This window comes from Pedobacter sp., from assembly GCF_965279535.1.
In the GTDB taxonomy this organism is placed as follows: Bacteria; Bacteroidota; Bacteroidia; order Sphingobacteriales; family Sphingobacteriaceae; genus Pedobacter.
This window is the reverse complement of the sequence record NZ_OZ257244.1, coordinates 1431933-1457539: the sequence shown is the minus strand read 5'-3', so window position 1 is coordinate 1457539 and position 25607 is coordinate 1431933. Positions and strand designations below refer to the sequence as shown.

The window sequence follows — 25607 nt, the reverse complement described above, 5'->3', positions numbered from 1 at the left end:
ATTTAAAGACAAAATCGTCTTTAAAGACTAGAAGTGGAACATTACACCTAATTTTGGTGCGAATGTATTCGCTTCTAAACCAAATGAGTTGCTTTTAACTTTAGCGCCAGTTGCTTCGTTTTTAACCTGGAAGTTCTCATAACCTAAACCGTTTACAGAAACCTCAATACCAATTCTTTTAGTAGGGAAGAAAGCAAAACCAGGAGCAACGTTAACACCAATTGAAGTAGTTGTACCTAATTTAGCACCAGTATCTCCATTTGCATCAACTGCTTTTTGAGTACCGAAAGCTAAAGGAACTGATAACTGACCAAAGAATTTGAACTGATCAGTTAAGTTAACATAGTAACGGCCAAAAGGAGCAACTTCAAAAGCACCGTTTTGAGTTCTGTCGCTAACCGATTTCTCATAAGTATAACCTACACCTGTACCAATTGCAAAATTGTTACCTACGAAATAACCAACACTAGGGATTACGCTGAAATTAATATCTGCTTTAGGAGCACCATCTACTTTTGTAGAGTTGAAACCAACGTTACCGCCTAAAATAATTTTTCCTTTTTCTGTTTGTGCGTTTGCACTGTAAACTAAACCTGCAACTGCCACTAATGATAATAATAGTTTTTTCATCTTATTATATATTTATTTGTTAATATTATAGTCAGTTTTTACTTTTTTAATATCTGACTATATTTGGCTAAAAGTCAACACTTGTGCCAAAAAACCTTCTTAAAGTCATCAAAAAATCAGATTTTGGCTAACTCGTTCGTTCATAAATACATAAGAAATTACTGTTAAATCATTATTATTTTCGTGTGACCAAAAAGTAAAGCGGTGATTAATTTTTAGGTGTGTCAAATTGACAACCTGACTTTTTTTGTAGAAATGTCAGGATTGAAAAAGGGCATTTTTGGCAGATTTGTTGTCAGTATTTGGGAGTTGCTGTCTGGTTATGCCAAAACGAAAATAACAAATGCGGCGGGTACTTTACACCCTGGAAGCTTTAATTAAGTTTTCCAGTTTCTTTTTGATGATGTCTAATGTTCTTTCATCGTTTAAATTCCCTTCTTCATCAAATTTATTTTGCGCTTGAGCGATGAGTACTTCAGGCTGTAAAACAGGATTCATGTTTAAGAAAGTAAAAACGGGGAGAAAGGCGGTTTGCATTCTTACCGTACCCCATTGACCTTGCGTAGCACCCATAAGGGCTACTGGTTTATGCAGCATAGGAGAGTCTTTGCCTCTGCTTGCCCAGTCAATTGCATTTTTCAATCCGCCGGGAATAGAATAATTATATTCTGGAGAAACGATAATAAAAGCATCGGCAGAGGCTAAGATATTCCTGAATTTAGTTACACTTTCGGGGCGTGTTTCTACTGCAGGTAAGTCATAGTCTGCATTGTAAACCGGCAGGTCATCGAAATGTGCAATCTCGAAGTCAATCTCGTCTGGAAGTAAATTTCCAGCTATATTAAGGAGCATTGCATTATAAGAACCTTTTCTGAGGCTACCGCATAGGCCGACAATTCTTCTGTTTCTTTCCATATACATCAAACCAACGAATAAATAAAAAGTTTGGCTCAGGCATGTTACAAAGCCTAAAAAAATTAATTGGCTATCTTTGGAGTAAATTATATGTTTTATGTCTGAAAATACAACTACCCAGAATTTGGTTGAAAAAACCGTCTTTCCGATCCTTTTTGCATTAAGTTTTTCGCATTTGCTCAATGATACCATTCAGTCATTAATTCCGGCTATCTATCCGATTATAAAAACAAATTATCATTTGAGCTTTTCTCAAATTGGGTTAATTACGCTTACGTTTCAGCTTGCAGCATCTTTGTTGCAACCTTTTGTAGGTTTATATACAGATAAGAAACCTCAGCCCTATTCTTTGGCCGTGGGAATGGGTTTCACTTTAGTAGGCTTGGTTACACTTTCGCAGTCGCAGCATTTTTACACCATGCTGATCTCGGTAAGTTTTATTGGGATAGGCTCCTCTATATTTCATCCGGAAGCTTCTAGGATGGCTCACGCCGCCTCAGGAGGTAAACGAGGGCTGGCGCAATCTGTTTTCCAGTTGGGTGGCAATGCCGGCAGTTCGTTAGGTCCTTTATTAGCGGCATGGATTATAGTGCCTTACGGTCAGTTTAGTGTAATCTGGTTTTCCATCATCGCATTGCTCGCCATTTTAATTTTAAGCTATGTAGGTACCTGGTATAAGGGTTTTGTTGCGGCCAGAGCTAAGAAAGTGACGATTCAGAGTGTAGTAAATAAGTTCTCCCGGAGAAAAGTAATATGCTCAGTTGTGATTTTATTGTTGTTGATTTTCTCCAAATATTTTTACATGGCCAGTTTAACCAATTATTTTACCTTTTACCTGATTAATAAGTTTCATGTTTCTGTACAAACATCGCAAATATATCTGTTTGTGTTTCTGTTTTCTGTAGCTGCCGGAACTTTATTAGGCGGACCTATAGGAGATAAAATTGGCAGGAAGTATGTAATCTGGGCTTCGATTTTAGGCACAGCGCCTTTTGCCTTGCTTTTACCTCATGCCAGTCTATTCTGGATAGGCGTGTTGATTGTGCCTATAGGGATGATCCTGGCTTCGGCTTTCTCTGCTATTTTGGTTTACGCGCAAGAGCTGATCCCAGGAAAAGTAGGTTTGGTGGCAGGTTTGTTTTTTGGCTTTGCCTTTGGAATGGGAGGGATAGGTTCTGCCTTATTAGGCAAACTGGCAGATTCTACCAGCATTGAATATGTGTTTAATATTTGTGCCTTTTTACCATTGATTGGATTACTGACCGGATTTCTTCCAAACATAGAAACCAGAAAGAAATAACTGTACAGGCCACTCCTTGATTTGGAGTGGCCTGTATTGATAAAATATTGTATTTAATTGGTCTCTTAAAACTGATAATTAATACCAAAGGTTGGTGTGAAATTATCCAGTGCGAATCTTAAATTGTTCTTCCTGTCGAAATTGTACATCGATTCTGCATCATAATAGTTTTGGTGAAAGAAGGTTACAACAGGGAAAGAAAACTCAAGATTGGTATGGCGGCTAATAAAAAAGGCAAAGCCAGGGCTTGCACTCGCGCCCAGGCCTTTAACCCTGGCATCTGTGCGGATGAGATAGCCTGCATCATCTACCCGGTTGAAGGTATTAATTTGCATCAACAGATTAGCCTGCATAAAGGCTTTAATTCTTGGTTTAACATCAATATATTTCCGGAGAAAAGGAGAGATGCCAAAACTAAATTCTTTAGGTCCGTAAGTGTCAACATAAAAGCCTTGTTCGTCATCCCAAACCGTGTAATTTAAGCCCCTGAGTTTGGAAAGGTTTAATGGTATGGAAAGGCCTATAGCGAGGTTATTGGAGAGGAAATATCCACCCTGTGGTGTTAAGGTAAAAGTATTCAGGCTGGGAGCAGCGTTATTTTGTTTGGAGGTTCCAAAACTAAAGCTGCCGCCGATAAAACCTTTTCCTTTTTCAGTTTGTGCATGTGTATGCAGGGTTATGATGCATAAAGCAATCAAAACCGATAATAGCTTTTTCATGGTTGATGAGCATAAGATTTAAAATATACTGCTGTTGCAGTAGGTTAACTGGGGAAAAACATAGAAATGTCGCTAACTGCCAGAAACAGATTTGACCTTACCTTTTAATTCGGGGTAAAAATCTCCGGTATAATAAGTTATGGTTTGCGATGCTATAGATTTGACTTTTCCCTTTATCTCCGGATAGAAATCTCCGGTATAGTACTCAAATGATACATTTCCAATAGATTTGACTTTTCCTTTGATTTCGGGATAAAAATTGCCGGTATAATAATCTATTGCGGTGCTGCCTATTGCAGCTACTCTTCCATTAATTTCGGGGTAAAAGTTGCTTGTAATATATTCGATGCTCACATTTCCAACAGAAGAAATTTTACCTTTTATCTGTGGATAGAAATTTGAGGTTACATAACCCACACTAACATTGCGTTTAGGGTAGATGTGAATTCTTCCGTTTGTGATGTCGATATCAATGCCATTCACGTATAGCGCAACACTGGCTTCACCATCATCACTAACATAAACATCGATATTTTCAGTTTGAGCATGCGCCTGCATAGCGCAGAAAAGTAGAAATATTGCTGCAATATTTCTGGGATGGGGCAGGAGATGCCTCATCAGTAATAATAAAGTTTTCATTTGTGTGTTTTTTGTGTGTAATCAATAATAACGATTATTCAGACCAAAAACAACAAAACTAACTATCATGTTAGTTACATGAAACGAAACAAAAAAAAACCCGCAGATTTAACTTGCGGGATTTTTTTGATCTGTATTAATCAGCCTTTTGGTTAATAAACACAAACTGATGATCGAACATATCTAACTTAATTTTGCTGTCTTTGTCTATCTTTCCAGCTAATATCTCTTTCGACAGCTCGTTTAAGATTCTTTTTTGGATTACCCGTTTCAATGGCCTTGCTCCAAACTGTGGATCATAACCCAATTGAGCCAGCCAATCTAAGGCTTCATCACTGGCTTCCATTTCAATGCCCATTTCAGCAAGTGTTTGTTGTACATGTTTAAATTGCAAGCTCACAATATCTCTGATCTCATTGCGATTTAATGGTGTAAACATAATCAGTTCATCAATCCTGTTCAGGAATTCAGGTCTGATGGTTTGTTTCAGTACCTCAAACAGTTCGCTTTTAGTTTTTGCAATTACCTCATCGCGGTTTTCATCACTTAAATCTTTAAAATTATCCTGAATTAAGTGTGCACCTATATTGGATGTCATGATGATAATGGTGTTTTTGAAATTCACCGTCCTGCCTTTATTATCCGTTAAACGGCCATCATCCAACACTTGTAATAAAATATTAAATACATCAGGGTGCGCCTTTTCAATCTCATCAAGCAATACCACAGAGTATGGTTTACGTCTTACAGCTTCAGTTAACTGTCCGCCTTCATCGTAGCCTACATAACCCGGAGGCGCTCCGATCAATCTGGAAACAGCATGTCTTTCCTGATATTCACTCATATCTATCCGGGTAAGGGCATTCTCATCGTTAAATAAGAATTCTGCAAGCGCTTTAGCCAATTCGGTTTTACCTACACCCGTTGTGCCCAGGAAAATAAAAGAACCGATTGGTTTACGTTTATCCTGCAAGCCTGCACGCGAACGGCGGATAGCATCTGAGATGGCTTCAATAGCTTCATCCTGGCCGGCCACACGTTGGTGCAATTCAGCTTCGAGGTTTAACAACTTCTCTCTTTCGCTTGCAATTAATTTCGTTACCGGAATGCCTGTCCAGCGTCCAACAACCCCTGCAATATCATCAGCTGTTACCTCTTCTTTCAACATTCGGCTATTGCTTTGTTGCTTTTCGAGATCAGCTTTTAATTTCTCAACTGTATCCTGCGCCTCTTTAATTTTGCCGTAACGAATTTCGGCCACTTTGCCATAATCGCCTGCCCGTTCGGCCTGGTCGGCTTCCAATTTATATTGTTCAATCTGCTCTAGCTGATTGTTGATGTTATCAACCAGATCTTTTTCGCCCTGCCATTTCGCTTTTAACTCATCCCGCTCCGCAGATAAATTGGCAATTTCCTGAGTCAGATCCTGAACTTTCTTATCGTCTTTTTCTCTTTTGATGGCTTCACGTTCGATTTCAAGGCGCATAATTTCCCTGTCGAGTGCATCTACGTTCTCCGGAACGCTATCCATTTCTAAACGCAGTTTCGATGCAGCCTCGTCCATTAAGTCGATGGCTTTATCTGGTAAATAACGGTCAGAAATGTATCGCTGACTCATTTCTACTGCTGCTATGATGGCTTCATCTTTAATTCTCACCTTGTGGTGGGTCTCATAACGTTCTTTCAAACCACGTAGAATAGAAATGGCATCCTGGGTATCAGGTTCATTTACCATTACTTTTTGAAAACGACGTTCTAAAGCTTTGTCTTTTTCCAGGTATTTTTGGTACTCGTCTAGTGTGGTGGCACCTATAGCACGCAATTCTCCACGTGCCAATGCAGGTTTAAGGATGTTGGCAGCATCCATAGCACCTTCACCGGCACCAGCACCTACCAGGGTATGAATCTCATCTATAAAGAGAATGATTTCTCCATCGCTTTGCGTAACCTCTTTAACAACAGCTTTTAAACGTTCTTCGAACTCTCCCTTGTATTTCGCACCTGCGATAAGGGCACCCATATCCAAAGAGTATACAACTTTAGATTTTAAGTTCTCGGGTACGTCGCCTTTTATAATTCTGAAGGCAATCCCTTCTGCAATAGCCGTTTTACCCACGCCAGGTTCACCAATCAGGATAGGGTTGTTCTTTGTTCTCCTGGACAAGATTTGGATCACCCTTCTAATTTCTTCATCGCGACCAATAACAGGATCGAGTTTGCCACTTTCGGCGTATTCATTCAGGTTCCGGGCATATTTACCCAAAGCCTGATAGGTAGCTTCGGCATTTTGATCGGTTACCCTATTGTCTCCACGAAGGGAAATGATCGCCTTTTTGAGGTCTTTTTCATTTACCCCCTGCTCTTTTAGCAGCTTGGATGTATTATCGTTTACAGCTAAAATACCCAATAGCAAGTGCTCTACTGATACAAACTCATCTTTAAATTCTTTTAAAAAGGATTGCGCTTTTTGAAGCACGCTATTGGTGTTAGAAGATAGGTAAACATTGCTGCCACTTACCTTCGGGAATTTTGTAATCTCGTTATCTAAATTCTGGTTCAGGATGTTTAAGTTAACGTTAAGTTTCTTTAAAACATAAGAAACAACGTTTTCATCAACAGTGAGCAAACCCTTTAACAGGTGTGCTGTTTCAATAGCTTGTTGCTGATTGCCTTGCGCTATTTCAGAAGCCTGTTGAATCGCTTCCTGGGCTTTGATTGTAAAATTGTTGAAGTTCATATTTTCCTTTTAGTCAAAACAAATGCCACATCGATTTTGCTTTTCTAATCGGAAATTTTGTCTGTATCGTTTTGGTGTTTCTGAATAAATGACTGATTATTAGCTATTTGTACTGAAATTTTGTCTGAATCTGGTATGTTTCATTATCAGACTATTTACAATCGGGATCGAAACCTCCCTGCTTTTTCTTACTGTTTCGTTTGATATAGGCCAGTGAATGGAAATAGGGGTTTTGATATGAAGAATAGTAAAGTGTGCTGTACTGTTGTAGTTACCTGTATGTGGCTTAACCGAACGAAAAAATTAAGTAAGCAATGAGCCTGAAACTGGCTCATCGCTTCTTACTTAAACAGGCTTACCAGATGATGAGGTGTTTTCCAGAGGATAATTTAATTTCCTGACCATCTGTTACTTTACCATTTACCAGGGCGCTCCCTTTTCCAGGTACATGAAAAGTGGCCGTTGAATTTGGAGGAATCGTAATGTCGAATTGGATTTTCTGACCATCACGCTTCCAATTAGCGATAATTTGGCCATAAGGACCAGTATGACTGGCCTCGAAAAAGTTAAGTCCATTAACGATATGCGGTTCGAGTATAATGCGTTTAAATCCCGGTTCATTTTGATCTGGCTTAATGCCTCCAATTCCTTTATATAGCCAGGCACCAATTTCACCAAACATAATATGGTTCATTGAAATATCTGATTTCGCATCAATAGGCCAGTTTTCGTAAAGAGTAGTGGCCCCGTTTTCCATCCACCATCCCCAGCTTGGATAGGTTTTTTGAGCAGCAATTTTATAGGCTACATCACTGTAACCATTTTCAGAAAGTGCGTTTAGGATGGCTTTAGTCCCTAACAAGCCCACGTCGAGATGGAAACCATCTGCTTCTACACGTTTGGCCAGGTTTTTTGCAACCAGGGCCTGGCTTTCTGCTGGTACAATTCCCCAATAAAGCGGAACACTCATTTCTGTCTGAATGCCTGTTGCGTAAATTCCGGTTTGTTTGTTGAGGTATTTGGTATTAAAAGCTTCCTTTATTTTTTTGGATAAGGCTGTATATTTCTCAAAATCTGCTGTTTTACCCAGGATTTTTGCTGTTTTAGCCAGAATTACTGCATCGGCATAGTAATAGCAGGTAGAGGTTAATTCTACTGGCGACTTCGATTTTACTGGAATCCAATCGCCCAAACCCCAGGTAGTTAAGCCTGTTGGATAAACTTCATCGATGTGATTTACATATTTTTTAATGTTCTCGTAGTTATCTTTTAAGATCTTCGTGTCGCCATAAAAAAGATAAACGTTCCATGGAATAATGGCGATGGTACTGGTCCAATCGGGCCCGTTACCCCACTCGTATCCCCAGCCATCAGTAGGAATGATAGAGGGTAATACACCATTTGGCTGTTGCTCATCTCTATGGTCTGCTAACCATTTCTCGTATATCGTGATACCATCAAATCCGTACAGGCCGGTTTCTATGGCAATTTGGGCATCGCCGGTCCAGCCATTTTTCTCCCGCTGCGGGCAATCTGTCGGGTAACCAAAAAGGTTAGAGAGGTAAGAATTATTGGTGGCGTAATATATTTTATTGATAATCGGTTCTGACGCATGAATAGACCCCTTTACCGGTACATCGCTGTGCATAAAATATCCCACCAGGCTATTCACATCTAAATTAATTGGTTTATTACTGGTAACTTCTACATATTGAAAGCCTTTATAATTAAAATGAGGCATAAAACTTTGGCTTCCTTGCCCACTTAAGGTGATGATATCCGTTTGAAAAGGATCAGTGTTATCAGTAGGCCTGTAATGGGCATCAATATTGGACAGGTCTACATGGCCGTTTGGATAGAGTCTTTCGCCGTGTTTTAGTCGTAAAGTAGTACCCGTCGCTCCATCGAGGGTAATTTTACTTACACCCGAGATGTTTCTGCCCAGATCAAAAAGGTAAGTGGTATCGTTAAATTTGCGGATACTTTTAGCTTTAATTTCTTCTACATTTCGAATAGGATGAAGGGCTTGAGCGGTAATGTTTTTGGAGGGAACCGAACGATAAATGACATTTTTCCATTGGCTATCATCGAAATCGGCTTTATCCCAACCTTTTTTTTCTAATCTGGCATCATAGTGTTCTGCAGTGTAAATACTGTTGAAGATAACGGGACTCAGTTCTGTTTTCCAATCTTTACCGGAACGGATGGTTTCTACAGATCCATCCTCATAAGTAATTCTCAAATCCAGACAAAAGGTTGGACGGTTGCGCCAGGGTGCCCTGTCAAAATACCACACTGCGGTAGATTGGTGGTTGTACCAGCCATTTCCCAACAAAACGCCAATAGCATTTTTGCCTGAAATGACATTTTGAGTAACATCGTAGGTTACATACAGGTTTCTTCTGTCAAAACGGGTATACATGGGATCCATGCGGTGGTTGCCAATTTTCTTTCCATTGATAGAAAGCTCATAAAGTCCTCCAACTGCAATGTATGCTCTTGCCGATTTAACTTTTTTATTAGTATTAAAGGCATAACGGAAGTAGGGGGCGGGTTTTAGTTTAGTATTTTCGGTATCTGATATCCAGGATCCTTTCCAGTTTTTCATCTCCATCATGCCCATTTCAAAGCTTGAAATAGGACCATTAGTAGTTTTTTTGCCCTGCTGGTCTGCGATATCTACCTTCCAATAATATTTAGTAAAAGGTTTTAGTGGTTGGCCAGAAAAAATAAGCTGATTCTGAGCAGATTTAACCCATGCTGTATTCCATACTTTTCCTTGTGTACGTGTTAAAGCCAAGGAATCGGTATCTACTAAAACGCGGTAAGCTGTTTGTTTTGCTCCCTGACGGTTATCGTGCATCTGCCAGTTAAAGCGTGGATTTGGATTATCGATACCTATTGGATTTTGGAGGTATTCGGTTTGGGTATTGCTAACCTTGGTTTGAGCAACACCGTTAGTAGCGGCTACAAAACAGGCAAAGAAAATAGATTGACGCAAGGTGATCAGATTCATAGTTGAGGGGTATTCCAAAACTAAGGTATCAAAATTAATAAGCTATTGAAGAAGCGCAATGGAATTTTTACTCAGGTTGCTCCTGGAAAAACCATCATCAGGAAGTTAAAGATGGCTGATGTAATAGTGAGAGGTTACAGCTATTGAGTATAAAGGGGAAAGTACCATCATGGAGCTAAGGGATAACATTCTTTGATTCTGTTATACAAAAAAGGCGAAGAATGTTCTTCGCCACAAATATTTTAGGGTATTTCGCTCGAATTATAGCGGGATAGGGTTATCCTAATACTTCCTTAAGTTTCTGTGTTTGATGGTCTGCTAATTTCTGAAGCGGTCCGGAAGCTAACATTTTCATCATCATATTAAGATCGGCGGCAATAATATGCCTGGCTTTGGTACCGCCATTGCCATTATCTTCTACCGTCCACTTTAGTTCTACATCGAAAGGTGCCTTTTCAGTAGGAATGGCTGTTAATTCTTTGTTTTCAACTCTATTAGAAATTTTGATTGCCAATTTAGCCATGTTTTGAATTGTAAATTGGGCATCATCTTCTGTAGACGACCAGTTATAGATGTTTTCTGGCATCAATTGCTGATGATTGTTCATATTAGATAGAAAAGCATAAACCTCATTTACAGGTTTGTTAATTTCTACTGCGCTTTCAATAATCGTCATTATTTTATATTGGTTTGTGTGTTCGAACCAGAGATTAAGACTCTGTGCTCAATATTTCTCCGCGTCCCCATTCTGATGGGTTTAAACGCCATTTTCCTAACATTTCCATATCGCCTTTAGCAATAATACTGTGCTCTGCAGCATAATCAATTAAAGCGCCATAGTTAGAAAGTGTTAAGTAGCGACACTTCGCAGCAGCAAAGTTTTCATCGGCTTTGTCGAAACCATAAGTAAAGATGGCTGCAAGACCAGCAACAGATAAGCCAGCAGCTCTTAAAGCTTCAACGGCTTGTAAACTACTTTTTCCGGTAGAGATCAGATCTTCAATTACCACTACACGCTGTCCTTCTACTACTTCGCCCTCGATTAAGCTCCCTGTTCCGTGCTCTTTCGGCTTAGATCTAACATAAATGAACGGAAGACCCAGCTCTTGTGCAACCAAAACTCCCTGAGGAATACCAGCAGTAGCTACTCCGGCAATCACATCAACTGCCCCAAACTCTTCCTGAATGGCCTGAGCAAGTTTCTGACGGATGTAAGTTCTAACTTGAGGATGGGAAAGGGTAACCCTGTTATCGCAGTAAATTGGCGATTTCCAACCAGATGCCCAGGTAAAAGGATTATTAGGTTGTAATTTAATTGCCTTTATTTGTAATAAAAATTCAGCTACCTTTAATTCAATATCACTTTTATTATACATGGCCCAAAATTACAGAATTTATATTAACGATAACACTTTGTTTATATCAGATGTTTTGCCTGAGCAGAAGGAAAAAATTCAACAGCTTGAAATTCAGGATTTTGATTTAAAAATATTTTACAAAAAACTGAAAAATGGGTCTAAAAAAAGCTACATTTTTTTAACGAAATCTCCTAAAGAAACATTTAAGAAGCTGAAGAAGGATTGTGAGATCATTAAGGCGGCGGGTGGATTGGTAGAAAGTGCCCATGGAAATTTCCTTTTTATCTTCAGAAATAAAAAATGGGATTTGCCAAAAGGAAAGTTAGAAGATGATGAAAATATGAAGGATGCAGCTGTTAGAGAAGTGGAAGAGGAGTGTGGTATAAAGGTTTTAAAACGTGAAGAAAAGCTGTGTAAAACCTATCATGTTTATCCGTTGGGGACTAAAATGGTGATTAAAAAAACTAACTGGTATAAAATGACCGTAAAAGGTGAGCCAAAATTAATTCCTCAAAAAGAAGAGGGGATAGATAAAGCGGTTTGGCTACATAAAAATCAGGTTGCTCCGGTAGTAGCCAATACTTATCCCTCCATTATGGATGTGCTCAAAGCTGGCAGCGTTATCGCCTGATATTATTGATCTTCAGGTTATAAAGCGCTTGAAGATCAAAGTTTTTATTCATCCTCTAACTGATCCAGAATCACTTTTATCTTTTCTAAATTTGCCCCATAGTAAAATTTCGCCCAAAGTTCTGTAATCACGCCGATAACCAAAATCATGACAAAACAGTTGAGCACAATGTAAAAAGTTGATATTTTATTAACCAACTGATGCAGTATGGTGCCCTGGTTCATGAAAAGATATACGGAAATAAAAGATAAGAAAATAAAGGCTATAATGTAAGTTAAGGCTTTATAGAGTTCTATATTTAACTTCATTTCATAATAGAACCATAACAGGTTTTTTCGGGTGTCGAGGCTTAAATCGTATGAATGCCTGTAAAAAATGTAGAATTTGAAAAAATAATAGGAAGTGAACCCACAGGTAACCGCATAAAAGATTAAGAACACTTGTTTCATTTCTGCTGAGAAGCCAAATATTCTTGGACTTACCGCCATAATCAATAAAGCTACCACCTGAACAAAGAACTCCTGTTTCATTTTGGTTCTTATCCTGTCGATAGGTGTTTTGGCCTCCTTAATCATTAATATATTACCTGGGATATTAGTTTCTGGCGTTTTTTCGTTATTCCATTCGCTTTTTAAATCATCAAAATTCATAGCCGTTCTTTTTTATGATAAATTGTAATTTTTCTTTGGTTCTGTTGAGTTTAACCCGGGCATTTACTTCAGTTATACCGAGGTTGTGTGCAATTTCCTTGTGTGACTGATCTTCCAAAAACAAGAAAATAAGCGCCTTTTCAATAGCATTCAGCTCTTGTACTGCTCTGTAGAAATAGCTGAGCTTTTCTTCTTTCTCGGTACTGTCACTAAAATCAGCGATATCAACCTGTTCATTTAGCGGGGTATTATCTATCTTACGTTTTTCTTTTTTGAAAAATACCAATGCTGTATTTAATGCAACACGATACATCCAGGTTGAGAACTTACTTTTATTTTTAAATGAGGGGTAAGCCTTCCATAGCTGCAAAATAATTTCCTGAAATAAATCTTCCCGGTCATCAGATTTATCCATGTACATTTTTGATACCTTATGGATAATGCCTTTATTGTCCTCAATAAGCTTAAGAAATTCTTGTTCCTGATTGATTGGTGTCATCTTAAGCTTGGTTTGTCAAGGAAATACAGTTGCGTGTTGCTGAAATACCCAGTTTTAATAGCGCTAATCATCTGATATTTATTTGAACGTCATCACTAATTTAATCCATTAGTATCTGCTTGCAGAAAATGTTACATAAAAAAAGCAAAGATTTCAGCTTTGCTTTTTTTATGGTCATTGGTCACTGGGCATTGGTCATTAGGTATTAGTTCATTGGGTATTAGGCATGGGTTCATTGGTTGGGAGGAGAAACCAATTATATTTAATAATGACTATTGATCTATAGAAATTCGAGGGCCTCAGCGGGAACAAATGGGCTTACATCGCCATGATTTCTTAGAATGTCGCGGACAATGGTAGAGCTGATGGCTGAATATTCTGGTTTACTTAGGAGTAAGATGGTTTCTACTTCAGGCATCATGGTTTGGTTAATCTGGGCAATTGCCCTTTCATACTCAAAATCGGCTGCAGAACGAATACCCCGAACCATGTATGTTGCATTTATTTTTCTGCAAAAATCTACCGTAAGCCCTTCATAAGTTTGCACTTCAATATTTTTATAGCCTGAAAAAACGGTGTTTAAAATAAGTTCGCGTTGATCGGCGCTTAAGAAATTCTGTTTGGAGCTGTTTAAGCCGATGCCTACTATTATTTTATCAAATAATGGTGTTGCACGCTGTAAAATGTTAACATGAGCAATGGTAATCGGATCAAATGAACCTGGAAATAGCGCTATCTTCATGTTTCAAATATAGGGGATCGGGTAACAAGTAGCAAGTATAGAGTTTGGAGTGGGAGTTGGGAGTTTGGGGTTGGGGTTGGGAGTATTTAGTATCAGGTAGAAAGTATCAAGTATCAAGTAAAAAGTAGCGAGTTGAGGAGCAAAGAAGAAAGAAGAGCAGCCGATTGGATGATAGAAAGGTATAGGTGAAAAAGATTTAACTAAATTCAAAAAAGCTAAAAGATGAATTTCCGTATTTGCGCGTTTCGGTGTAACCTGGGAGATTGTTCAATTTCATGTTACTTTGATGCTCCACAATCAATAGGCCATCGGGTTTAAGTAATTGTTGTTCCTTTACTAAAACAGGGATTTGCGGAATGTTTGGAAGGTGATATGGAGGATCGGCAAAGATGAGGTCGTAAGCACCCGTCATTTGCTTAAGTAACTTGAAAACATCTCCTTTACGCACTTCAACCTGATTAAATTCGTGTTTTTTTGCGGTGCTTTTTACCCAATTTACACAACCATAGTCCATATCAATGGCCATAATACTGGTTGAATTTCTGGAAGCAAACTCAAAAGTTAAATTTCCGGTGCCACAAAAAAGATCCAGCACGCTGCAGCTTTCCAGATCAAATCTATTATTTAAGATATTGAAAAGTGCTTCTTTGGCCATGTCTGTTGTTGGCCTTACTGGTAAATTCGCTGGCGGTTGCAAACGGATTCCCTTTAAGTTACCTCCAATTATTCGCATAAATCTAAAGCAAGTAAGCCACTGAAGTAATGTTTCGGCATATCGGCCAGTAATTCACTATCCTGTTTTCCGGCAGGCAGGAAAAAATACAATTGATTGAAATATTTCAAAAGGCAATTATAGTGATCGTCGTCTTCATTAATGATGCCTTGCAGGTAAACGGGAATTGACTCGGTTAAGCCTAACTGCTCTATCATCAGCAACAGAAAGTAGTTGAATTCTTCTGGTGTTTCTGCATCATAATGATTTTGAAAGTTGATTTTCTTATCTTTTATATATAGAATATTGAAAGAGGAAGCGGTAAAATCAATAAGTATAGCTGTATCAGATAGGTGATTTGCTAAAGCAATGAGGGGTTCGGACTGAGGGAATAAATACGTCGCTTCTGGTAACCTTTCTTCTACCTTATTATTAAGGCAGAAAAGGGTATTAAATCCCTGTGATGCATTGTGCCTGGTATTTATTTTAGCTGATGAACCTATGAATTTGGTATATACAGATAAATTATCTGCATCAAACCACTCGTCAGGAATGAAAATAAAATTCGGCGTATGTACAGCCGCCTTTATTGCCGCATAAGGTTTGGAGAGTAGCACATCATTTTCAAATGCAGCCTTAATTGCTTCTGTTACATCTTCGCAGCCTTGTTTATCAAAAACAATGTTAATCTCTTCCGATTCTTTATCCACTACAGCATAAGAAAAGCTATCGTTTGTTATTTTTAACAATAGATGGCACTTTTCTGATGTTTCAGCTTTGAAATTGGGATTGACTAATAGAAGGCTGTTATTGCTCATTGAAACAAAAATAAACTTTTTTAAGGATTAACAACAACCAGGGCTTAGTTTTTTGCAAAAGCCTGCGGGTACCGGCTGATTTTAAAGGGTTAAGTTTTCAAATATTTTACCTAAATCAAACCTTTCTGGTGCGTTAAAATTAAAATATTCGGCTTAAATTCGGAACATGAGTTACAGGCCTACCTACAAAGCAGCACATACCATTGCGGCAACTATTGAGCAACATTTTGAGAAACTTCATTATGCCGCAGAGGCGCAGGGGGAAGTAGATTTAGCCTCAAGACCTCATCAAAAAATTATTGAAGAGATTATTGATGTTGCTTTTTGGAGTAGCTTGCGCAAGGAAGAAGGGCATTCCCCGCGAATTTCTATTGCCTTTATGCCACCATCGCAAACTTCTAAGCCTTTGATGTTTGCTAAGCGGATGGCGCTAAATGCCAATACCCTTACCAAAATTGCTCCAGGTATTGAAAGATCGGGTATACATTTAGGGGTTTGGGAAGAAGATGGTGAATTGTATATCTGGGGAACTACTTTAAACATTCCAAATTTTTGTTTTGTGGTCGATGTTTCTGAACCTGGCCTCATTGTAATTAAACATCGTCGCATTTATGGTATTGGAAAATATACGAATGTAGCGGTATTGAAAGGGGAACAAATCCGAATAGTGGATGATACCAGTTGCAAAAACAGGGATTGTCCGCCAATTTTGAAAGCTTTGTTGGATTTAACGGTATTGGCCAGTTGGAATGATCCCATTAATATACTCATTCAGTTTGCTGTTTCTATGCGCGGACATGGACGTGGTGGTGCCCTGCTTATTGTGCCTAAAAATGACACCAATTGGGAAGAATCCATTATCCACCCCATTCAATATTTAATAGAACCACCTTTTTCTGGTTTGGCCAACTTAGCTAAGCAGAGCGGCAATCAAAGTGAAATTTTTTCTCAGAGCGCTTTGCGCAGGGAGGTTGAGCATTTAGCTGGTTTAACAGCAGTTGATGGCGCTACTATTATCAATGAAGATTTTGATCTTATTGCTTTTGGGGCTAAAATTGGTCGTGCTAAGGGAAAACCAACTGTAGAGCAAATTGCTTTTTCTGAGCCTATTGTGCATGGCGAAGATAAAATCCTTTTTCCTGGTCAGCTAGGCGGAACCAGGCACTTTTCTGTAGCACAATTTGTGAATGATCAGCCACAAGCCATTGGTTTGGTTGCTTCTCAAGACGGACATTTTACCATATTTAGCTGGAGTAAACAGCAACATATGGTTATGGCACATCGCATTGAAACCTTACTTTTGTAAAACCTGAATATTAAAAGGGAAGTAGTATGGCATAATTTAGGCGCAATGCCTGGAACTTGCATAAACTTTGTGTTAACTCTGCGAGCTAAACCGTATTGGAACAGCATCCTTTTTTGTTGATGAACGCTCTTATTTACCAATGATACGTGCAAAAAAAAGATAAAGTGGAAGACGGGCTGACAAATAAAACTGCATTTTTTTGCTTTTCTGAGTACGTTAAAAATAAAATATAGAACAAGGTGATCAATACCAAAAGCCAGCTGATTTCTGCAGCTTACCAGCATAATCCGACCAAAGAGCAATTACTTTTCTGTGAGCGTATGTCTGTTTTTTTGCAAGAGCAGGATGCGTTCAGGTGTTTTGTATTGAAAGGCTATGCCGGAACGGGTAAAACAACCTCTGTGGCGGCTTTGGTTAAAGTTTTAGGGCAGTTTGGTTTAAAAAGCGAGTTGTTGGCGCCTACGGGAAGAGCAGCTAAGGTGATGAGTCAGTATTCGAACAGAAAGGCACTTACCATTCATAAACGCATTTACAGAAAGCGCTCAGCTGCTTCGCCAGAGTTGCTGTTTCAGATTGCACCCAATTTAGCCGAGCATACCTTATTTATCATTGATGAGGCCTCGATGATTGCAGATGAATACAATGAAACAGGTTCTTCTATTTTACAGGATTTACTGGAGTTTGTTTATAACGATAAAAACTGCCTGTTGCTTTTTGTTGGGGATACCGCACAGCTGCCACCGGTAGGTAGTTTAGAGAGTCCGGCATTAAATGAACAATATTTGAAGGATAAGTTCGGCCTGGCTGTTTCTTCGATAGAATTGAAGGAAGTGGTGCGTCAGGGTAAAAAGTCGGGTATTTTGGCCAATGCAACCATGTTAAGAAATCAGATTGCCAAGAACCCGGAGCAGCCTATGCCGAAGTTTTTAACGAAAGCCTATACAGATATTTTTAATATGCAGGGTGCCCGCTTGGTGGAGGGGCTGGAATATGCTTACAGGAAGTTTGGAATAGAGAATACGCTGGTGGTTTGCAGATCCAATAAATCGGCCAATGTTTATAACCAGCAGATTCGTGCACGTTTGCTATACAGGGAAGAGGAACTTACCGGGGGCGATCAGATTATGGTGGTAAGGAATAATTATTTCTGGCTTCCTGATAACGATGAGACAGCTTTTATCGCAAATGGAGATATGGCTAAGGTAATTCGGGTGAGAAGGGAGGAGGAACGCTATGGGTTTCGATTTGCAGATGCCACCTTAGAGTTTTTAGATTTTCCATCAGCGGGGCAAATTGTGTGTAAAGTAATGTTGGATACACTTAACCTGGAGACTGCGAATTTGCCTTATGAGCAAAATAAGAAACTTTTTGAAGCGCTAAATGAAGATTATGCCCACATTGCCAATAAACGTCAGCGTATGTTGGCCATTAAGCAAGATCCTTTTTATAATGCCTTACAAATTAAGTTTGCCTACGCGGTTACCTGCCATAAAGCACAGGGCGGGCAGTGGGATGCTGTTTTTGCAGATCAAGGTTATTTAACGGATGAAATGATTGACCTGGATTTCTTAAGGTGGTTATATACGGCTGTAACTCGAGCTAAAATGGAACTATATCTGGTTAATTTTGCGCCGCAATTGTTTGCGAAAACCGCTCAGGAGGACTATTTTTAGGGTTCAAGTATCCGTACTTTTCGCTTTTTTAGTAGCAAGTATTTAGTATCAAGTATCAAGACTGGGTGTATGGGTTCTTTACTTTAAACTTTCAACTTTTTACTTTCAACTTTCAACTTTTTCAGTATCAAGTATTTAGTATCAGGTATCAAGACTGGGTGTATAGGTTTTTTGCTTTCTACTTTGAACTTTCCACTTTGAACTTTCCACTTTGAACTTTCCACTTTTTCCGTATCAAGTATCTAGTATCAGGTATCAAGACTGGGGGCATAGGTTTTTTGCTTTCTACTTTGAACTTTCCACTTTGAACTTTCCACTTTTTCAGTATCAAGTATTTAGTATCAGGTATCAAGACTGGGGGCATAGGTTTTTTGCTTTCTACTTTGAACTTTCCACTTTGAACTTTCCACCTTTTCCGTATCAAGTATCTAGTATAAAGTATCAAGACTGGATGCATAAGTTTTTTCAACTTTCAACTTTTTACTTTCAACTTTAACTTTAAACTTTTTCAGTATCGGGCTTGGGACCCCGGACTTCCGACTTTTCTTCCTCGTTCGTTTAAAAATCCTTATCTTAACCCACTAACCGAATCTTGTATGAAATTTGCTTTTTCGCTTAAAAATAAGTTAAAAATAGCCTTTTTGCTCTTCTGCATTATGTGCTGTACTTTATTGATCCGTTTTCTGGAAGATAAGAGCGTTAAGAAAATTAATGAATCTTTTATTTCTATGTATAATGACAGGCTAATTCCTGCTACAGATTTATATTTCGTTGCTGAGAATCTTTATCATAAAAACACAATTCTACAGGAGGCTTTAAATGATGATGCTCATTTCTCTAAAGCTAATTTATTGGAATTGGCCAGGCATAACCAGAAAATAGATTCGGTAATTAGCAAGTACGAATTGACCTTATTGGTAAAGCAGGAAAGATATTTTTTAAATGACCTGAAATCGGCTCTGGCCACACAAAAGGCATTGGAGGGTAAGGTTTTGAAACTGGCCGGATCAAATACCGAACTTTATGAAACATTGGTTAAAAGTGCATCCACCAAAACCCTGGATAAGCTATCCGCATTAATTAAAATTCAATCGAAGGTGGGGGATGAACTCATAAAAGATTCGAAAATTTTTGTATCGGGAACGAAGGTATATTCTACTTTTCAGGTTTTTTTGGCTATAGCCATCGGGATCATGATCGTAGGGATTGTATCGGCATCTAATGCAGTAAAAATCCAGAATGATAAGTTTAATCTAAATTAATAGTATTATATTGCTGAACTTAATTTTATCCAGAAAGGGCTTAAGAAACCGGATTGTTTAATTTTTCGTAATTAAACTAAACGGTATAATATGTTCATTCTTTTTTTTCTGGTTATCCACTGGTACGCCTCTTTGTTTTTCCAATCATTTTTTCATCACCGGTATGCTGCGCACAATCATTTTACAATGAGCAGGGGCTGGGAGAAGTTTTTTTATATCTGCTGTTTCTTTACGCAAGGCTCATCTTATATCAGCGCTACCACATATGGATTAATGCACAGGCTGCATCATGCCCACACAGATACAGAGAAAGATCCGCATTCACCCGCTTATACCGATAACATGTTTGCTTTGCTTTGGCAAACCCGTAATAATTACAACAGTATATTTTTAGGCAGAACAATAGTTGATGATAAATTTAAGAAAGATTTGCCTGAGTGGGCTGCATTTGATAAAATGGCGCATAATTGGGTGGCCAGGTTGGCCTGGGGAGCTTTTTACATTGCTATTTATGCCTTACTTGTTACACAATGGTGGATGTGGCTATTTTTACCAGTTACTTTTGCGATGGGTGCATTGCAGGGAATTGCGGTAAACTGGTGGGCACATAAGTTCGGTTATAGAAATTATACTGTTAACAATACTTCAAGAAATATAATGCCTGTTGATTTGATTTTTTGGGGAGAAGCTTACCACAACAACCACCACAAGAACCCTGGAAGGGCTAACAATGCGGTGAAATGGTTTGAATTTGATGCCGGATATGGATTGATGATCCTCATGCATAAGCTGAGAATCATCAAATTAAAGCCTGTAAATATTTAAGGAGAATTATTCTCCCTGCTCATCCAGTAGTCTTATTTCTTCGTCTGAGATGGTAATCAATCGCTCTTTGTACAAAGAACCAATAGTCTTTTTGAATGCACTTTTGCTGATTTGGAAGCGCTGATAAATATCTTCGGGGGTACTTTTATCACCTAATTCAATGGTTCCTCCGCTCTTTTTCAACTCCTTTAAAATCATCACTTTTGAGTCGAGGATATGGCCGTAACCACTGGGTTGAAGTGTAAGGTCAATTTTGCCTTCTACCCTGATTTTTTTGATCCAGCCTTTGCGTTTATCACCAGGTTTAACATCAACAAAAACTTCGTTGAAATACAGCAGACCAATATTGGTGTTATTGATGATGGCATTGTAGCCTAAATCTGTTTCTTCGGAGATTAATAAGCTCACTTCATCACCTTCTTCAAAATCGAAATCTTCTTCTTCTACGAAATCGTATAATTTAGAAGAAGCACATAAGCGATCGTTTTGTTCGTCCAGGTAAAGGTAAACTACATATTTATAGCCTTTTTGCATGGGCCTTTTCTGCTCTCTTGCAGGAACGTAAACATCTTTATCGATCCCCAGATCCATAAATGTTCCCTCTTCTCCATCCGATACTACTTTAAGGAAAGCAAAATCGCCTACGCAGGCATAAGGTTTTTGAGTGGTAGCGGTTAGTCGGCCATCCTTTTGCACAAAAACAAAAACGTTTAAATGGTCGCCAATTTCTGTGCCTGCAGGCACGTGAACGTAGGGTAAGATTACCAGTTTATCTCCGTCGGTTAAATTTAAGCCAACTTCTGTTTTACTTAAAACCCTTAATTCGTTGTATTTTCCTATTTCTATCATGTTATGGTTATCCCATTATCTTCAATGAGATCTGTTGCAAAGGTAGCAATCTTTCTTTGCTGGCTTAGATTAAAATTTGTAGCTGCAACAAAATTCCTTACTTTAGGGGCTTAACCGAAAAACATTATATCTAGATGAATCAGCAAATTCCTACATTTTTTTTAAGCGACGAGTATTTTATTGATGAGAAAGTAAACTTCTTAAAGTTTGCAAATGAGTACAAGGTGTACAACGACAAAGCAGAGCAAATCGGTTTGATTAAGCAACGTGTAAGTGGCTGGCATAAAGTGCTGCGTTTGTTAATCAACAAGGCCATGATGCCTTTTCAGTTGGAAATTACCGATACGAATGGTGCTTTGCAGGCCACTATCTACAGGGGATGGACATTCTGGATGTCTAAAATTACGGTGACTGATCCAGCAGGGGTTGAAGTTGGGGCGATTAAACAAAAATTCAAGTTCTTTAAGCCTACTTTCACGATTTCAAATCCCGTATCCGGCAGTGAAATTGCAAAAATTACTGGCGATTGGAAAGCCTGGAACTTCACCATTACCAACAATGACGGTTTAGAGGTAGGCAAAATCAGTAAAAAATGGGCAGGAGCATTAAAGGAAGTATTTACAACAGCTGATAAATATAATGTTTCAATTAACCCAGCGTATGCTGAGAGCAACCAAAAAGTAGCCATTGTAGCCACAGCCATTACTATTGATATGGTACTGAAAGAAAGTAAATAGGTTTTCAGACAAGATAATATGTATGCCCGGAGAGATTCGGGCATTTTTTGTTTCTGCTAATCGGGCGGGTTTAAAATAAAACGGCTAAATTTGGAGTATCGAATCATTATGGAAAAATCCAGGCAGGAAAAGAAATCAAGCATATTCAGTTTACTCGCATCATACAGAGGGCTCATTCTACTTTTGATCTTGTTTGCGTTATTAAGTAATGGGATAAATTTATTACTTCCTAAAATCATTGCACATGGTATTGATAGCTATACCAATGGGACTTTTAAAATTGAACCTGTGCTGATTCAGTTTTCTGTAGCCATATTATTGGTTTTTGTTTTTACTTATTTACAGAGTATTATTCAAACATATGCTTCAGAAAAAGTGGCCAGAGACCTCAGGTCAAAGCTTTCCGACCAAATTTCCAGGCAAAGCCATGTGTATGTAATTCAAGCTAATCCTGCTAAACTACTTACCAATTTAACATCTGATGTCGATTCAATCAAGATGTTTGTATCGCAGGCGATTGTTTCCATAACTTCCTCTATTTTTCTTATTGTTGGTGCCAGTATTCTGCTGCTAATGATTAACTGGAAACTGGCACTTTGTGTAATTGCTATTGTTCCGATTATTGGTGGGGCATTTTTCTTTGTATTGAGTAAAGTGAGGGTGTTATTTAAGAAGAGTAGGGAAGTAATTGATTGGTTAAACAAGGTGATCAGCGAAAGTATTTTAGGTTCTGCTTTAATACGTGTTGTTAATTCACAAATGCTGGAGTACCATAAATTCCTTGATGCAAATGCAAAAGCCAGAGATTTGGGCTTATCTATTTTACGTTTATTTGCCGGGTTAATCCCAATTATTGTTTTTGTGTCAAATCTCGCAGGTCTATGTATTTTGGTACTGGGTGGACATTTTGTAATCACCAATTCGATGACACTGGGAGAATTTACAGCTTTCAGCAGTTACCTGTCACTTATTATTTTTCCCATCCTGGTCATAGGTTTTATGAGCAATGTTATTGCTCAGGCTACAGCATCTTACCAACGAATTGATTCGGTTTTAAATGCTGTTGAGGTCAAACACCCCGGAACTGTTCAGGAAAATTTGATTGGAGAAGTGGAAGCTAAACATATTTCCCTGTCTTTTGGTCAGAAACCCGTGTTGAAAAACGTATCCTTTTCGGCTAAAGCTGGTTCAAAAACCGCTATTATTGGTCCAACAGCTGCGGGAAAAACGCAATTGCTTTATATTTTAACCGGATTAATTAATGCAGATGCCGGCGAGGTGCTTTTTGATGGAAAAGACATTAATGCCTACAACCAGGAGAGTTTCCATGGACAAGTTGGCTTTGTTTTTCAGGACAGTATCATCTTTAACATGAGTATTCGCGAGAATATTGCCTTTAGCACTACAGTTACAGATGAATCTTTAGCCAGGGCAATAGAAACGGCTGCACTCAGCGATTTTGTAGATGCATTGCCCGAAAAATTAAATACCATTGTTTCGGAACGGGGAAGTAGCCTTTCGGGGGGACAAAAACAGCGGATTATGCTCGCCAGGGCTTTGGCTGTTAACCCAAAAATATTGCTGCTCGATGATTTTACCGCAAGGGTAGATCAGAATACCGAAAAGCAAATTCTGAATAATATCCAAAAAAACTATCCCAATTTAACCTTAATCTCTGTAACTCAAAAAGTGGCATCAGTTACGCATTACGAGAAGGTTATTTTGCTAATGCAGGGAGAGGTTGTTGCATCGGGTACCCATGAGGAACTGTTAAAGACCAGTCCGGAATACGTTCAAATATACAATTCACAACAGAGCACCAGCAACTATGAACTACAATCTTAATCAGCTAAGTACGCAGCAGGAAAAGCAGTCTACCTACAAGGCTTTGAAAAGATTGCTTAAACTTATTTCTGCAGAGCGAAAAAACCTTTGGCTGGCACTTATTGCTATTTTAGTCAATTCAGGATTGCTGTTATTGGGTCCATTATTAGTGGGTCATACTGTGGATACCTATATCCGCACCAAACAATACCATGGTGTATTGGTTTTTGGTGGTATTTTATTGGTGATGTATTTTTTTGCCATGCTTACCGGATATACCCAAACCAAATTGATGGGCGGTGTAGGCCAACGGATGCTTTATACGCTTAGGAGTGCAATTTTTAATAAGCTCCAGGAGTTGCCGGTATCCTTCTTCAATGAAAATAAGGCTGGCGATTTAATCTCCAGGGTAAATAACGATACCGATAAGCTCAATCAGTTCTTTTCGCAATCGCTGATGCAGTTTATAGGCAGCATTGTAACGATGATTGGAGCCGGAATATTTCTCCTGTCCATTAATATAGAGTTGGGCGCTGCGGCCTTAGTTCCAGCTATAATTATTGTACTCTTCACTATGGGCTTATCACCATGGGTGAAAAAGAAAAATGCCATAAACCTCAAGAGTGTAGGCGGATTGAGTGCAGAGATTCAGGAAAGCCTGAATAATTTCAAGGTAATTATAGCCTTTAACCGTCGGGATTATTTTAGAAAGCGTTTTGATGAGGCGAATAAAGAAAATTATAAAACGGCGCTAGGAGCAGGATTGGCCAACAATGTTTTTGTTCCTGTTTACGGTTTGTTATCAAGCATGGCACAATTAATTGTGTTGCTTTTTGGAATTTACTTAATCTCCAGGGGCTTATTCACACTGGGTTTGTTGGTGAGCTATATTTCTTATACTACTAACTTTTACAACCCCTTGAGGCAGCTGGCTGCTTTGTGGACGAGTTTTCAGGTAGCCATGGCGAGTTGGGACCGGATTTCTCAAATTCTATTATTGGAGACAGATTTAAAACAAATAGAAGGAAATAGTGCATGGAGTTCAGATGCATTATTAGAGTTTAAAGATGTACATTTTTCTTATGATGGCACTAAAGAGATTCTTCATCAGATTAATTTGCGGTTCGAAAAAGGAAAAACATATGCACTGATTGGACCAACGGGCGGAGGAAAAACTACAACTGCATCATTAATCTCTCGCTTATATGATGCAACAAAGGGAGTGGTATTGCTAAATGGAAAAGATATCCGAAGTTATAGTGCAGCAGAACGGACACAGAAAATTGGATTTATCCTTCAGGAGCCATTTTTGTTTACAGGAACAGTTAAAGATAACATCTTATATGGAAACCCACAGTACAAAGATGTTTCTGATGCCGAGTTACAGCAAATTATTGCAGAGGCAAATTTGAACGAACTGCTGGCCATATTTGATGAAGGGATAAATACACAGATTACATCAGGATCAGACAGCATTAGTTTAGGCCAGAAACAACTAATTGCGTTTATGCGTGCAGTATTACGAAACCCAGAACTTTTAATTTTAGATGAAGCAACCGCAAACATTGATACCATGACGGAGAAGTTGCTCGGAAACATCTTAAATAAGCTTTCTAAGGAAACTACGCTCGTAATTATTGCGCACCGTTTAAACACCATCGAAAATGCGGATGAAATTTATTTTGTGAATGAGGGAGAGGTGCAACAAGCGGGAACATTACAGCATGCATTGGATATGTTGTTACAAGGTAAGAGAGTAAGTTAG

The 25607-nt window shown here is 38.7% G+C and carries 23 protein-coding genes; 9 read left to right on the top strand and 14 right to left on the bottom strand.

The window, feature by feature from the left end:
- Window positions 1-27 precede the first annotated feature (27 nt).
- Complete coding sequence (locus tag ACQY77_RS05645) at window positions 28-630, bottom strand: outer membrane beta-barrel protein (RefSeq protein ID WP_421938958.1); 603 nt, start codon at window positions 628-630, stop codon at window positions 28-30.
- 357 nt (window positions 631-987) lie between these two features.
- Window positions 988-1551: an NADPH-dependent FMN reductase gene (locus ACQY77_RS05640; protein ID WP_428430123.1), complete on the bottom strand. Its 564-nt coding sequence runs from the start codon at window positions 1549-1551 to the stop codon at window positions 988-990.
- Between the two features lie 91 nt (window positions 1552-1642).
- Between ACQY77_RS05640 and ACQY77_RS05635 the strand changes: the two genes are divergently transcribed.
- A complete protein-coding gene (locus ACQY77_RS05635) occupies window positions 1643-2845 on the top strand; it encodes an MFS transporter (protein ID WP_421938960.1) in 1203 nt (400 codons plus the stop codon).
- 65 nt (window positions 2846-2910) lie between these two features.
- Here the strand turns inward: ACQY77_RS05635 and ACQY77_RS05630 are convergent, their stop codons facing one another.
- The 6 genes from ACQY77_RS05630 to pyrE form a co-directional block, all read right to left on the bottom strand.
- Window positions 2911-3564, bottom strand: a complete 654-nt coding sequence (locus tag ACQY77_RS05630) for a hypothetical protein (RefSeq protein WP_421938961.1) — start codon at window positions 3562-3564, stop codon at window positions 2911-2913.
- 72 nt (window positions 3565-3636) lie between these two features.
- Window positions 3637-4203, bottom strand: coding sequence for a hypothetical protein (locus tag ACQY77_RS05625; protein WP_421938962.1), 567 nt, complete (start codon window positions 4201-4203; stop codon window positions 3637-3639).
- Window positions 4204-4339: 136 nt separating this feature from the next.
- Entirely contained in the window at window positions 4340-6940 is a 2601-nt protein-coding gene (gene clpB, locus ACQY77_RS05620; RefSeq protein ID WP_421938963.1) for an ATP-dependent chaperone ClpB, read from the bottom strand.
- Between the two features lie 355 nt (window positions 6941-7295).
- Window positions 7296-9956 (bottom strand): family 78 glycoside hydrolase catalytic domain, encoded by a 2661-nt coding sequence (locus ACQY77_RS05615; RefSeq protein WP_421938964.1) that lies wholly within the window; start codon window positions 9954-9956, stop codon window positions 7296-7298.
- A 277-nt stretch (window positions 9957-10233) separates the two neighbouring features.
- The gene (locus ACQY77_RS05610; RefSeq protein ID WP_421938965.1) at window positions 10234-10632 is read right to left on the bottom strand and encodes an SRPBCC family protein; all 399 of its coding nucleotides are present in this window, start codon (window positions 10630-10632) and stop codon (window positions 10234-10236) included.
- Window positions 10633-10666: 34 nt separating this feature from the next.
- On the bottom strand, window positions 10667-11332 hold the full coding sequence (gene pyrE / locus ACQY77_RS05605; protein WP_421938966.1) for an orotate phosphoribosyltransferase: 666 nt from the start codon (window positions 11330-11332) through the stop codon (window positions 10667-10669).
- Here pyrE and ACQY77_RS05600 point away from each other — a divergent pair.
- Window positions 11331-11945: an NUDIX hydrolase gene (locus ACQY77_RS05600; protein WP_421938967.1), complete on the top strand. Its 615-nt coding sequence runs from the start codon at window positions 11331-11333 to the stop codon at window positions 11943-11945. The two genes, pyrE and ACQY77_RS05600, sit on opposite strands and share 2 nt — an antisense overlap.
- Window positions 11946-11989: 44 nt before the next feature.
- Here the strand turns inward: ACQY77_RS05600 and ACQY77_RS05595 are convergent, their stop codons facing one another.
- The 5 genes from ACQY77_RS05595 to ACQY77_RS05575 form a co-directional block, all read right to left on the bottom strand.
- Window positions 11990-12595 carry a hypothetical protein gene (locus tag ACQY77_RS05595; RefSeq protein WP_421938968.1) on the bottom strand — a complete coding sequence of 202 codons (606 nt, stop codon included), beginning with the start codon at window positions 12593-12595 and terminating at the stop codon, window positions 11990-11992.
- Window positions 12585-13094, bottom strand: coding sequence for an RNA polymerase sigma factor (locus tag ACQY77_RS05590; RefSeq protein ID WP_421938969.1), 510 nt, complete (start codon window positions 13092-13094; stop codon window positions 12585-12587). Before ACQY77_RS05590 ends, ACQY77_RS05595 begins: the two co-directional genes overlap by 11 nt.
- 280 nt (window positions 13095-13374) lie before the next feature.
- Complete coding sequence (coaD, locus tag ACQY77_RS05585; RefSeq protein WP_421938970.1) at window positions 13375-13836, bottom strand: pantetheine-phosphate adenylyltransferase; 462 nt, start codon at window positions 13834-13836, stop codon at window positions 13375-13377.
- A 196-nt stretch (window positions 13837-14032) separates the two neighbouring features.
- Window positions 14033-14569, bottom strand: a complete 537-nt coding sequence (locus tag ACQY77_RS05580; RefSeq protein WP_421938971.1) for an RsmD family RNA methyltransferase — start codon at window positions 14567-14569, stop codon at window positions 14033-14035.
- The gene (locus ACQY77_RS05575; protein WP_421938972.1) at window positions 14560-15366 is read right to left on the bottom strand and encodes a DUF3822 family protein; all 807 of its coding nucleotides are present in this window, start codon (window positions 15364-15366) and stop codon (window positions 14560-14562) included. Before ACQY77_RS05575 ends, ACQY77_RS05580 begins: the two co-directional genes overlap by 10 nt.
- Window positions 15367-15532: 166 nt before the next feature.
- Here ACQY77_RS05575 and ACQY77_RS05570 point away from each other — a divergent pair, with 166 nt between their 5' ends.
- From ACQY77_RS05570 to ACQY77_RS05555, 4 genes are all read left to right on the top strand, one after another.
- The gene (locus ACQY77_RS05570) at window positions 15533-16672 is read left to right on the top strand and encodes a putative sensor domain DACNV-containing protein (protein WP_421938973.1); all 1140 of its coding nucleotides are present in this window, start codon (window positions 15533-15535) and stop codon (window positions 16670-16672) included.
- Window positions 16673-16911: 239 nt separating this feature from the next.
- Window positions 16912-18345 carry an ATP-dependent DNA helicase gene (locus tag ACQY77_RS05565; RefSeq protein ID WP_421938974.1) on the top strand — a complete coding sequence of 478 codons (1434 nt, stop codon included), beginning with the start codon at window positions 16912-16914 and terminating at the stop codon, window positions 18343-18345.
- Between the two features lie 596 nt (window positions 18346-18941).
- Complete coding sequence (locus tag ACQY77_RS05560; protein ID WP_421938975.1) at window positions 18942-19607, top strand: MCP four helix bundle domain-containing protein; 666 nt, start codon at window positions 18942-18944, stop codon at window positions 19605-19607.
- 90 nt (window positions 19608-19697) lie between these two features.
- Entirely contained in the window at window positions 19698-20432 is a 735-nt protein-coding gene (locus ACQY77_RS05555) for a fatty acid desaturase (RefSeq protein WP_421938976.1), read from the top strand.
- Between the two features lie 6 nt (window positions 20433-20438).
- Here the strand turns inward: ACQY77_RS05555 and ACQY77_RS05550 are convergent, their stop codons facing one another.
- Window positions 20439-21281, bottom strand: a complete 843-nt coding sequence (locus ACQY77_RS05550) for a S1 RNA-binding domain-containing protein (protein ID WP_421938977.1) — start codon at window positions 21279-21281, stop codon at window positions 20439-20441.
- Between the two features lie 134 nt (window positions 21282-21415).
- Here ACQY77_RS05550 and ACQY77_RS05545 point away from each other — a divergent pair, with 134 nt between their 5' ends.
- From ACQY77_RS05545 to ACQY77_RS05535, 3 genes are all read left to right on the top strand, one after another.
- A complete protein-coding gene (locus ACQY77_RS05545; RefSeq protein WP_421938978.1) occupies window positions 21416-22018 on the top strand; it encodes an LURP-one-related/scramblase family protein in 603 nt (200 codons plus the stop codon).
- Window positions 22019-22126: 108 nt separating this feature from the next.
- Window positions 22127-23863, top strand: coding sequence for an ABC transporter ATP-binding protein (locus tag ACQY77_RS05540; RefSeq protein ID WP_421938979.1), 1737 nt, complete (start codon window positions 22127-22129; stop codon window positions 23861-23863).
- The gene (locus tag ACQY77_RS05535; RefSeq protein ID WP_421938980.1) at window positions 23847-25607 is read left to right on the top strand and encodes an ABC transporter ATP-binding protein; all 1761 of its coding nucleotides are present in this window, start codon (window positions 23847-23849) and stop codon (window positions 25605-25607) included. The genes ACQY77_RS05540 and ACQY77_RS05535 overlap by 17 nt, the downstream gene beginning before the upstream one ends.